9 protein-coding genes are annotated in these 11,888 nt (G+C 52.9%); 8 read left to right on the top strand and 1 reads right to left on the bottom strand.

Annotated features, from left to right (window positions below):
• The first annotated feature begins 7 nt into the window (after positions 1-7).
• From ACQZ6D_RS05765 to ACQZ6D_RS05730, 8 genes are read left to right on the top strand one after another with little or no spacing between them, the layout of a single operon-like run.
• Entirely contained in the window at positions 8-1,240 is a 1,233-nt protein-coding gene (locus ACQZ6D_RS05765; protein ID WP_448729712.1) for a hypothetical protein, read from the top strand.
• A 1-nt stretch (position 1,241) separates the two neighbouring features.
• On the top strand, positions 1,242-2,057 hold the full coding sequence (locus ACQZ6D_RS05760) for a phage BR0599 family protein (RefSeq protein ID WP_448729711.1): 816 nt from the start codon (positions 1,242-1,244) through the stop codon (positions 2,055-2,057).
• Positions 2,057-2,362, top strand: coding sequence for a hypothetical protein (locus ACQZ6D_RS05755; RefSeq protein ID WP_448729710.1), 306 nt, complete (start codon positions 2,057-2,059; stop codon positions 2,360-2,362). The genes ACQZ6D_RS05760 and ACQZ6D_RS05755 overlap by 1 nt, the downstream gene beginning before the upstream one ends.
• Positions 2,359-2,562 carry a hypothetical protein gene (locus ACQZ6D_RS05750; RefSeq protein ID WP_448729709.1) on the top strand — a complete coding sequence of 68 codons (204 nt, stop codon included), beginning with the start codon at positions 2,359-2,361 and terminating at the stop codon, positions 2,560-2,562. Before ACQZ6D_RS05755 ends, ACQZ6D_RS05750 begins: the two co-directional genes overlap by 4 nt.
• Positions 2,552-4,753 (top strand): phage tail protein, encoded by a 2,202-nt coding sequence (locus ACQZ6D_RS05745; protein WP_448729708.1) that lies wholly within the window; start codon positions 2,552-2,554, stop codon positions 4,751-4,753. Before ACQZ6D_RS05750 ends, ACQZ6D_RS05745 begins: the two co-directional genes overlap by 11 nt.
• 53 nt (positions 4,754-4,806) lie before the next feature.
• Positions 4,807-5,994, top strand: coding sequence for a peptidoglycan-binding protein (locus ACQZ6D_RS05740; protein WP_448729707.1), 1,188 nt, complete (start codon positions 4,807-4,809; stop codon positions 5,992-5,994).
• Positions 5,991-6,911, top strand: a complete 921-nt coding sequence (locus ACQZ6D_RS05735; RefSeq protein WP_448729706.1) for a phage tail tube protein — start codon at positions 5,991-5,993, stop codon at positions 6,909-6,911. The genes ACQZ6D_RS05740 and ACQZ6D_RS05735 overlap by 4 nt, the downstream gene beginning before the upstream one ends.
• A gap of 12 nt (positions 6,912-6,923) precedes the next feature.
• Positions 6,924-9,017 (top strand): hypothetical protein, encoded by a 2,094-nt coding sequence (locus ACQZ6D_RS05730; RefSeq protein ID WP_448729705.1) that lies wholly within the window; start codon positions 6,924-6,926, stop codon positions 9,015-9,017.
• Between the two features lie 96 nt (positions 9,018-9,113).
• Here ACQZ6D_RS05730 and ACQZ6D_RS05725 read toward each other — a convergent pair whose 3' ends face one another.
• Positions 9,114-11,678 carry a CDP-glycerol:glycerophosphate glycerophosphotransferase gene (locus ACQZ6D_RS05725; RefSeq protein ID WP_448729704.1) on the bottom strand — a complete coding sequence of 855 codons (2,565 nt, stop codon included), beginning with the start codon at positions 11,676-11,678 and terminating at the stop codon, positions 9,114-9,116.
• Positions 11,679-11,888 lie beyond the last annotated feature (210 nt).

The following is an 11,888-nucleotide window of genomic DNA, read 5'->3' as shown; positions in this document are numbered from 1 at the left end:
TAATGCGATGGCGATTGAGATTTTACCCACCTGGACTTTCGAGCCTAATTGGGCTGGAACATACACGGAAGCCCTCGAATGGCTGACCGATGTCCTGACCTCGCCAAAAGGTGCGGAACAGCGTCGATCGCTTCGCCTATATCCCCGCAAGACCATCGAGTTCACGTCCGCAGTAGGTAACAACGACAGGCAGGTGTTTCGGCAGTTCCTTGAAGCGCACAGCGGCCGCAATTTCTACCTGCCACAGTGGCACGAGTCATATCGATCTGGTGTCAGTGTTCTTGCCGGCACAACCTCGATCCCGGTGCCGTCTGCAGACAATGGCGGCATTCGTGTCGGTGACGTGATCTTTATCGGCGGTGAGAAGTCCCGCCAGTTCGAGCTTGCGGAAGTCGCAGCGCTATCCTCGACCGCCATCACCTTGGTTGCGCCACTGGAAAACGCATGGGAAGCGTTCTCGAAAATCCATCCGGTACGCAAGGCGCGCCTGGACGATCAGCCGACGCTTCGGAAGGTCACCGACACCGCAATGTCGTTCTCGATCAACTTCCGAATCATGGAAAGAAACGACGACGCACCGAGTGAAGCACTTCTTGTTTCCCACCTCGATGTCTACGGCGGACTCAACGTTCTTCACTTGCCACCTGACGAAGGGGACAACACCGATTTTACGTTCAGCCGGATGATGGATGAACTCGACAACGACACCTCTATCCCGCAATTCTTTGATATCGCGGGACTTCCGTTTCCAACGCAGAAGCACAGTTGGGTTTCCTCCGGTCGACAAGACTACGGGAAACTAAAAGAACTTCTGTTCCGACTGCGCGGGAGATGGGGAAACCTCTGGCTTCCGTCTTTCACCGACGACATGCGCTTGGTCGATCCAACGCCAGCCGATGATCAATACCTGTTGGTGGAGAACTTTGGATTCACGCTGTCTGGCGGCATTCAGGTTGGGCACGACCACCTCGCAATCTTCTTCTGTGATGGCCGACGTGAGTACCGCCGCATTACGAGTAGCACGGTTTTGAATGACGACGTGGAGGTCATCGGTGTTGATCAACCTTTTGTGGATGGTTTGCTGCCCGAAGACGTGATGCGTGTGAGCTTCATGCGACTTTCCCGCCTTGATCAGGACCGGATCGAGATTGTGCACGTGACTGACACTCAGGGTGTCTCTCGATGCGCGGTGAACTTCAAATCGGCGCCACCGCTCCGAACACCATTGGCAGGGTTCTGAAATGAGTCATGACGTAACCGAACGCTCCAACAATCTCGGTGAGCCGATCGCTCTATACGAATTCACGTTCGGGACGGCCAATTGGAAGTACTCGACCGACGACGAAGATACGGAGCTTGGCGACGAGACCTATATTGCTACGCCGATCAGCGATTCAGGTGTCGAGCAGTCTGGCGATGCGTCTTCAGACGAAATGAAGGTCACGCTTCCGAAATCGCTTCCGGTCGCCATCATGCTGAACGGCCAACCGCCTAGTGAGAAGGTGTGGTTGCTGATCCGGCGCCATCACCGTGGCGAGACAGAAGCACCGATCGTTTGGGTGGGATATGCGGTAAGTTGCAAACAGATTGATACCGTCTCGGTCGAAATTTCTCTAAAGATGTTGACCTCAGGCTTCAACAGAAACGGCTTGCGGTTGAGTTGGGGGAGACAGTGCCCCCACGCGCTCTATGACATTAGTTGCAGGGTGCCTAAGGCGTCCTATGGCATCACCTTTGAGATCGATGCCATCAGTGGAAGCACGATAACTTCAGCAGATATCGGCTGGCTGCCAGTGTCTTACTTCTCGAACGGTTTTATTGAATACCCTCGGTTTTCCGGAGCAATCGAACGCCGGGGAATTGAGAACCACTTCGGGCTCAGTTTCAATATCTTTGGGACAGCTTCAGGGCTTCAAGCTGGCGACCTGATTACCGCGTATCCCGGTTGCTCGCGTACTCGCGAAGACTGCAAGAACAAATTCAATAATCTTCCAAATTTCGGTGGCGTTCCGCATATGCCAGGAAAATCACCGTTCAACGGCGATCCGGTGTTCTGATGAGCGACCTAAAGGTGTTAACCGTCGAGATGATGGTGAGCGGCGAGATCAAGCCGGTCTACGCTTTCATCAACTTTCTTTGGGGCTTGGGGATGCTTATCGCCTCCTATGCCATCCAGGTTCTGCTGACGCCGAAAACAGAGGCACAGAAGCCGGCTGCGTTAGAGGACTTCGACTTTCCGCAGTTCGATGAAGGTACGCCCCAGCCGGTTGTCTTCGGTGATGTGTGGACCGAGGACCAGTTCATTCTCTGGTATGGCAACTTGAGAAGCTCAGCAATCAAATCAGGTGGCGGGAAGAAATGACAATAATTGTTTTAATGCGCCATATCAGAGCCGCCAATCTTTGCGCTGGGGGAACACGAGAGTGGTTCTCACGTCACGGTTTCGATTGGGCCGATTTCATCGCCAACGGTATTCCGATTGAGAAGATGGAAGGCACAGGGGATCCGCTCGCTTTGAGAGTTACAGCACAAGCTCGGAAGGAGTTTGAAGATGGGCGGTAAGGGTAAAAGCCAAACTATCGGCTATCGATATTTTCTGACTGTCCAGTACGGGCTCTGCCGCGGCCCTGTCGATGAGATCGTTCAGATCAAGGCCGCAGATAAAAGCGCTTGGCCTTTCGTTGAGGGTGGCGGTTACTATGATTCGTCGATCACAGGAGACCGCTCAACCACTATCAACGCTCCCGAGTTGTTCGGTGGCGAAAAGGCTGAAGGTGGTATTCAGGGTTCGCTCACCGTAATGATGGGAAGCGCCTCTCAGTCATATCCCGGCTGGTTCAAAAGTTTGTTGGGAGGTGACGTTCCGGACTTCCGAGGTGTTGTGACAGCCGTTTTCGACGGCATGGTCTGCGCCTTGAATCCCTATCCTAAAAAGTGGGCATTCCGCTTACGAAGAACGACAGCAGGCTGGGATGGTCCAGTTTGGCAACCGGGGCTCGCTACCATTTGGCTTGCTGACGGTCAGATCCGCTCTATGAATCCTGCGCACATCCTGTACGAATGCGTTACCAACCGCGCTTGGGGTAGGGGATATGATCGCTCCCGCATAGGAGAAGCAAGCTGGTTCAAAAGCGCAACCACGCTGTTCAACGAAGGTTTCGGACTTTGTATTAGGTGGTCGAGGCAGGATTCACTTGAAAGTTTCATCCAAGAAATTCTCGATCACATCGGCGGCACACTGTACGTCAGCAGAGAAACCGGACTGCTTGAGCTTGACCTGATTCGAGACGATTATAACGTCAATGATTTGCCCTTGTTCGATCGCAATAGCGGGCTTCTGTCAGTTGACCAATCGGAAGCCGCAACCCAGGCAGATGCAATCAGCGAGGTCATCGTCAAATACAAAGATGTTTTGCTGAATGGTGCGCAGGAAGTGCGGGCTCAGAACCTGGCACTGATACAGTCGAATGAGGGAACGAGCTCCAAGACGAACACCTATGACGGAATCCCGGTGTTGTCACTGGCTGCCCGTGTCGCTCAGCGCGATCTCCGCACTCTCTCAGCCAGCACCAACAGGTACACTGTCAAGCTCGATCGACGGGCATGGCGCATACATCCCGGTAAAGTGTTTCGAGCCTCGGATCCCGACATGGGTATACAGAACCTAGTGCTGCGCGCCGGCAAGATAAATGACGGCACTTTAAGGGATGGGACCATCACGGTCGAAGCTGCGCTGGATGTGTTCGGGTTGTCGTCAACAGCGTTTATTTCTCCGGAAACACCGGGGTGGGTTCCTCCCGTTTCCACGCCTCAAGTGATAACCACTAGGGTCGTGAGGGAGGCGACATACCAGGAGTTAGTCGGCCAGTTGACTCCTGCCGATCTGGCGATTTTGGACGTAAATTCGACGGCCCTAGTTTCAGCGGCTGTCCGCCCGTCGCAGATGCTGCTGAACTATTCGATCGCATCGCGAACCGGGACCGAGGAATTTGTTGTAAGGGGGAGCGAGGCGTTTGCCCCGAGCGCTCACTGTGACGGTGCCATCGGGTACTACGATACAACAGTTGCTTTCGACAATGCGGTGGATCTCGGTCTCATGGTCTCGGGCAGCCTTGTCCAGATTGGAACGGAAATTCTTCAGGTAATTAGCATCGATGTTGATGAGGCCGGCGACAGTGGGACAATTACCGTAAAGCGCGGTTGTGTTGATACGGTGCCCACGTCTCATGCAGACAACACGACTATCATTTTCTTGGGTGAGTATGTCGGGACCGATTCCCGCGAATACGTCACGAGCGACGTAGCTGAAGCCAAACTGCTCTCCAACAGTTCGTCTGCCACGCTCGATCCTACATTGGCTCCCACGGACACTCTGACGTTCGTGGGACGGCAAGGGCGCCCTTACGTACCAGGGGCGGTCAAGGTGAATTCGACACCTGCTTTTGAGGTGGACGAGATCGAGGGAGACTTCAGAATTGATTGGGCTCACCGTGATCGTAAGCTTCAGTCGGACCAGGTCGTGAGCCATTGGGATGCTGATGTTGGGCCAGAGCCTGGCACGACCTACACTCTCAGGTTCTACAATTCGAGCAATACCTTGATCGAGACATACCCCGACATAACGGACAATTTCCGTGAGTTTGATTGGACCGATATCACGCTGGTCGGTGACATGTTTGTCGAACTCGAAGCCATTCGAGACGGCCTTGCTTCATTTCAAAAGTACCGCTTTGCGCTCACAAGATCACTTTAAAGTGGATTAATCAACAAATTGTGGTATTTGTTGGCAAACCATAGGAGTTTGCCGTGGCCACCGCTGCACAGATCAAGAGACTTTGCCCATCCGCGAAGCCGGCTCTGGTTGATGCGATTGTTAAAAATTGGGACTATGCCGAGCTTGAAGGTGACATTGTTACACCCCTTCGGGTCCAGCATTTTCTTTCGCAGATTGCCACTGAGACCGGGGGGCTCAAGGCTGTCGAAGAAAGCCTCAACTACTCTGTTGATGGACTTCTTAATACCTTCGGTCGCCATCGCATTTCGGAAGCCGATGCCAAGCGGTTAGGTCGGTTCGGCAATCGCAAAGCCAAACAGGAAGAAATCGCGAACATCGTCTACGGCGGCGCTTGGGGGAAAAAGAACCTCGGCAATATACAGGCCGGTGACGGATGGAAGTACCGTGGTGGCGGCATGATGCAGACCACGGGACGCGAAAACTATCAAAAGATGGGCTTCGCAGATAACCCTGAGGGCCTGCGCGATCCGGTGACCGCATTTAAAAGCGCTGTGCGCGAGTGGCGCAACCGCGGTTGCAACGCCCTTGCCGATAAGGACGATGTGGTTGCGGTTCGCAAGAAGATCAACGGCGGCTCTAACGGGCTGTCGGAATCTCGCGATTATCTTGCGCAAGCCAAAAAGATTTTTAAAACGGTCTCAGCAGTCGCTACTCCTGTCAACGTACCTGTTCCTGAACCCAAACCTGTCCAGCAGGACGATAAGCTGGTTGAGCGCGTTCAGGACCTGTTGTGGGATAAGGGTTACCCCGAGGTGGGTGAGTCCGACAATAAGTATGGTCGGCGCACGCGCAATGCCATTCTAGCCTTCCAGGCCGACAACAATCTGCCGCTGACGGGCGAGATCACCGACGAGCTTATTGCGCAATTGGTGAAGGCGCCGAAGCGCGAGATGGCGCCGGCCCGCCAGAACGCAACCGAGAAAGACCTGAAGACCGAACCGGTTGTGAAGGAAGCTTCGTGGCTGAAAAAGATCGGCATGACCATCTTCGGCGGCGCTCTGTTCGGTGGCATCACCGATGGAACTGCCAGCCTTGACGACATCACCAACGGTGTCACGCAGGTCCGCACGATTTTTGAAACTGTTCAACCTGTCCTCCCTTGGCTGCTCATGGCTGCTGCGGGCGCAGGTGTCTTCTACTTCGGCCGGCGCGCCGTCCACAAATATGTCGAGGCTTACCGCGAGGGGCGTGCGCTTTGACAACTACGTCCAACGCAACCCTGATGATCGGTCGAGGCGAACTATACTTCGACCGTTTTGCCGCTGGCACTCTCAAGGGAGAAGGTGAGCTTTATCTAGGCAACACCCCCGGCTTTACCCTCTCAAGGACGGTGGAGGAAGTTGAGCGCTTCACGTCCTACGGTGGTCAGCAGATAAAGATCGGTAGCCTGATCACACGCGAGGTTCAGACTGCTGACATCACTACCGACAACAGTTCGATGGAAAACATCGCTCTGTGGTTTGGCTCCGACCCAAATGATGTCGGTCAGCTTGCCATCGGAACGATCAATGAGTCGATCAAGGTAAAAAGGGGCCGGTGGTATCAGCTTGGCACCAGCGCCGAGCCGTTCGGGGTTCGTCACGTTGAACCGGACATCGAGTTCACCCTTTCCGGCTCGCCGGTCGACAAGCTCACGAACTTCATCCTCGATCGTGTAGAAGGCCGCTTCTACGTCCTCGACGAGGCTCCCGACGTTGATGATGGGGAGACCGTATCGGTTTCATTTCAATGGCGCACCTCGGCGTCTGTTGACGCTACGGAGAGCAGCAGGGAGGTCGTCGGCGCTCTCCGTTACATTTCCAAAAATCCAGTTGGTCCGTCGATCAGCTACTACTTTCCATATGTACGGATAACGCCGGCATCCCAAATCGATTTCAAGACGGACGCTTGGCAGGAATTCTCGTTTGAAGTCGAGATCCGCAAGCTGAACGCGGCGACCAATTTCCTCTACGTCAAGCAAACAGCAGGGCCGCTCCTGACTCAAGACGAGCAGGCGATCGTGGACCTTGGCCCCATCTCGCTCGACGAGTTCCCCTTCTACGAAGACCTGCTCGATCAAATCATCAATGTTTCGATGCCTGAGGCCGACTACGGCCAGGTTATCGGCTACCCATAAAGGTCGCTATCCATGGCTCAACTCGCTCTCAACCTTGGTATCCCACGCTTCAAGCAGAACGAAGAACGGATGGACCGGTTTACGAATGGTTCTGACAACCAGACCTTCACGACCAGTGGGGGGATCGATGTTCCGACTATTCGAAAGTTTCTGAAAGACAAGGATGCCGAGATCGATTCGAACGTCGAACAGATGTTTGAGGACGCCGCAACCGGTCTTATTGCGTCAGTCACGAACGAAGCCAACCGTTCGAGGGATGAGGCCGACAGGTCTGAGGCAGCACGTGACATTGCGGCAGGTTACGCCAGTGACGCGGTATCGCAGGGAAACGTACCGATCTATGCGACGGTTATGGGCATGCCGGCGTTGACAATCCCCACGGGCATTAATGCGATCCGCGTCAATGGGTACTATGCTGTCGGTGACGAAGGCGGCGGTTTTTACGTGAAAACAGATAGCGAGCCCACCCATGCCGGAAAGTTTCAAACCAGTGACGGGGCATGGTGGCAACTGATCGAGAAAGACAGCATTACGCCTCTGCATTTTGGCGCTGTAGCTGCCGCTGGAACTGACTCATCCGCAGCCTTCGCTGCCATGGTAAAATACTCCGAATTGTTTGGCGTAGGAATGAAGCTGCCAGGTGGGGGGCGTGTTTACGAAAAGTCCGGGCGGACACTTGTTCATAACAACTTCCACCTGGAAATCTGTAAGGGCGCCACTTTAAAACGGACCGGCAGTGATGGGTACATCTTCATCAACGGCGACGGCACCCGCCCTGGCGGGTACGCTGGGTGCAAGAACGTCAGCATTGTTTTGGAGGGCGTTGTTGACTGCGGACGCGTAGGAACAACCATAACGACAGCCCTTTGGGTCGGCGCTCATCAAAATGGCCTTTACATCGGCGCAACCGGCGTTGGGGAGATAACAAACTCCTACGGATCACACGTAATGGAGATTAATTCCACGCGTGGAGCGCTTATTGAGAACATCAGGATTACGGACCGTCTCTATCCAGCTAGTGGTAACTTCGAAGCCGTTCAGATCGACTATAGCAATAACGTCGGATATCCGGCACATGGTCCCTATGATGATACCCCGTGTGAAGACATAACTATTCGCAATGTGTACTTCGATGGAGGTCAGAGCGGTGTGGGATCTCACTCTACGCCGCCGACGCCGCACAAGAATATTAGAGTTATTCAGTGCACATTTAATGCGCCGACAGGCTACGCCATTCGTCCTCAGCGCTGGAAGGACAGTTTCGCACTGTTCAACACGATCATTTCTGCCGGCACCCGCGGCATTCTATCATGGGCCTGCGACAACACGGTGTTTGCCTACAATAACGTGCTCGGAGGTTGCTCTGACTTCGGCATCCAGATTTCCTGGGATGGCGCGATCAATCCCACTAATGTGAGAGCGATTCAGAATTCTGTGATTGGGGTTTCTGGCGTTGGGATCTATATTTCCAACGGAAGCGGCCATGTGGCCGAAGACAATGTAATCAACGACGCGGGGCAGGAAGCGATCAACGTTTCTGCTACCACCGTTACAAACGTCTTCGTTGGTCTCAACAAGGTTACTGGCGCTTCTGCTTCGAACAATGGTGCTTATAGTGCTATTCGTATTACTGGCGGCGGATGTTCGGTTAAAACCAATACCGTCAAAAGAAGCGGTGCCGCTAATACTTATTCGTATGGTATCTACTTCCCGACAGGATCTCAGTCCAACACTTGTGACGGGAACGATGTACAGGCGGGAACATCCGCCGATATCGGCGATCAGTCTGCACTGACTTCGCTGAACTCGATCAATGGCCGTGTACTTTTGTTCAACGGTAACGTATCGTCCGGAACGATAACGCTGGCTACTGACATTACGCTGTTCGCTGCGCTCGAAGTGCAAACTGGTGCGGTCGGAACAGGCTTCTTTTCATCTGGAAGGGCTGTCCCGTTCAACACGACCAGAAGGTGGAATGTTGGTAGCGATCACGTGACCGTAAAGACAATTCAAGGTAAAGTTGATTGCACGATACCGACTTCGAACACCCTTACCATAGTGACGGCGAACGATGCTGTTCGGAGTATCTATGGCTTAGCGGCATAACATTTCACCCTGATTTCGTGAAACCCAAGCGCTCAGGACATATTAAAACCCTGAGCGTTTGCGCTGCATTGATGTCTTGCCTATTGATCGGCATCTTCAGCTTATATTGAGGATTGCATCGTAAAGGCGTTCACTGGACTTACCGTCCTTGAAGGGGAACGTCTTGATGCGCCTCTCATGGTATACACGGTCCTCCAAATCGGCCGCCGCTTTATTGATCGCATCGAGCGCGGATTCTTCATCCATGGCAACGGGCCCAAACCCATGGTGCTCATAGTCGAAGTACCCCGGTCTGTAGATGTGGCCGGCGAAGAACGTGTCTTTGTCGAATTGATAATAGACCACAGGTTTGTCGATGACTGCCGCGTCGAATGCAACAGACGAAAAGTCAGTGACCATGACAGCCATTTCCGCAAAATGCGGCTGCAGTGACTTAATTCTATCTACGAACACGGTCTTTACCGAGCTAGGAATCTGAAAAGCTGACAGGTGCCGTGCCAAGTTGGGATGGGGGCAAAAAACAATTTGCAACCCGTTATCGCGAGCAATCTGCGCCAGTTTCGGAGAATTCAATAGCCCAACCCACCGTGTGACGTATTCGGACTTTTCGAAGCCTGGCTTCAGTTCTCGAACGCCGGGGCGCGACACCTTCCCGCTGAGGGACTCGCGCCAGGTTGGCATGACGAATATTGTCTTACGCGACGGAGCGATATCCAAAAGGGTATCGTGCCTGGGGAAGCCTGTAAGATACACCTCCTTCTCCGACAGATGATATTCGGAATCCTTCGACACGATGCTCTGGTACTCATCTGGTGTAGCGGTTGCCAAGAGCGCTGGCATGATATGGTTGAACCATTCCGCCTGATTGTCCTTCGTCACCCCATGCTGGATGAAAAGGAATTTATAGTTGCTGTCTCGCAGGTGCGCGGCCTTGAATGGCTTTCTCACATAAGCGTCGCCGTGTGAGCTAATGAGGTATTTTGCACGCTGTAGGGCAGCCAAGTGGCGGCGAGAACGGAAGGAAATGAGCCGGAACCCTTCAGCCTTCAATCGCGCCCAATCAGGGGAGTTTCGGCTGATCACGAAATAGTAGTTTCCACCAGGCCGATTGTTCATCAGATATCTGTAGAAGTGCTCAGCGTTATCGTCGGCCTTGTCGATCCGGTCCATCAACAACCACGCATCATCAAACCTGCGTGCCAAACGGGCTTTTATGCCTTTCAGCTTCGGCTTACGCCCAAAGTGGGACAAAATTTCTTTTGCCGTGATCCCTTTATTGAACGTTTTTCCGTTGAAACGAAATCTCGCGTTCCCAACCGGGAGATTGACTGTATATCGCCCAGGATCGACCGGCACCCAAAAAGCAATCTCATAAAAGAAGGTATCGCCGACAAACGTGTTGCGGATTTTCTTCATATGGATTTTGTGAACTTCGAACCCGTCATTCATAATCACCGGATCGTTGTCGTCTGATGATACATACATAGAGATACGCATCAGATTTTTCTGATCATCGTAGTGAGTGATGTAGGCGTTGGTGGCCCATCGACGTTGACCAAAGTAGAGATTCAAAATGCCAACTCGCAGGTCTTCGAACAGACCGGGGAGATCGGTGGACGCGATTAATTTCGGGTCGAGATAGGACATGGCCTCGGCCATCGTGGCCTTGTATTCCTGCTTCTCGTCATCGGTAAGCAACCCTAGAGACTGAGGGCGTTTCAGATGATTACGAAAATGTCCAATGGCATCATAAAGAACGGTGCGCTGAATGAATTTGGGTATCTCGCCGCGGCTCTCTTTGGCTTCGCGGAGGACCGAGAGCCAGCCATATTTCGGCTGATTGAGATAGAACGACTTCTTGGTGCGAGCGGTGTCCTGCATTGAAGACTCGTCTGCCCGCTTGCAATAGTAATATTTTGCCCCAGGAAGGAAGGCGACCCAACTTTCTGGCTGCTTGATCAAGTAGCGGTTAACTACCTCTGCGTCTTCGAAGCCTGGAACTATGAGAGGGTTAAATGTGAAGCCACCTTCCACCATGCGCTCGCGAAGGAGGAATGCACTGTTGATCGCCAACTGCATCATGTCGCCCATGTCATGTGCGCGAACAAGCTTGGTTCCGGCGCCGAAACGGAACTTCAGTGCGTGGTCGTCTTTCTTCTTGCCGGATTTTTCGAAGAACCTCACAAAATTGCAGCACACCGTAGAAAGGTTGCGATGCCGCTCTCTGGTCAAAAACCTGTCGATCGTTTCGAAATACCGGTGGTGGAATAGGTCATCAGGATCAGGAAACGAGACCCATTTGTTGGTGGCCAAGCGAAGCCCCGTATTCCTCGCAGCGCACAAGCCCTGGTTTTCCTGGTAATGATAAGTTATCAGCGATGGGTATCTTTCTGCCCACCGCTTGGCGATCACAGCGGACTGATCGGTTGAACCATCATCCACGATTATGACCTCGATGCCATCGGTGCCAGATGTTTGCGAGGTCAGAGACTTCAAGAATTTGTCGAGATACCGTTCCATGTTGAAGCAGGGAACAACAAGGGTGTATCGCTCATTCAATTTAGACGACTTCAACCAAAACGGGCACACACCTGTTTTCAAGATCATTTGTTCAACAGGTGTTGCTATCGCCTTATCCAGCGCGTTCAGAAAAGGTCTCATTGATCAGGGATACCTTCGACTTGTGATTGAATGTGACGGTTGCGTGTCATATTATCGTCACGTTAAGATCGCAATGAATTTTTTACGTAAACCTTAATTTGCATAAGTGATTTCTAGTAGCCAAATCCTTTGGACGTACAAATTTGACCAAGTGCAAGCTACTACTTTTCTAACGTCCTCCGTTTGTGTAGGCAGTGAAAAGCTCTAATC

Source organism: Agrobacterium sp. 22-3639C2 (assembly GCF_053522105.1).
The sequence above is the reverse complement of the archived record's forward strand: the minus strand, read 5'-3'. Positions and strand labels throughout refer to the sequence as shown.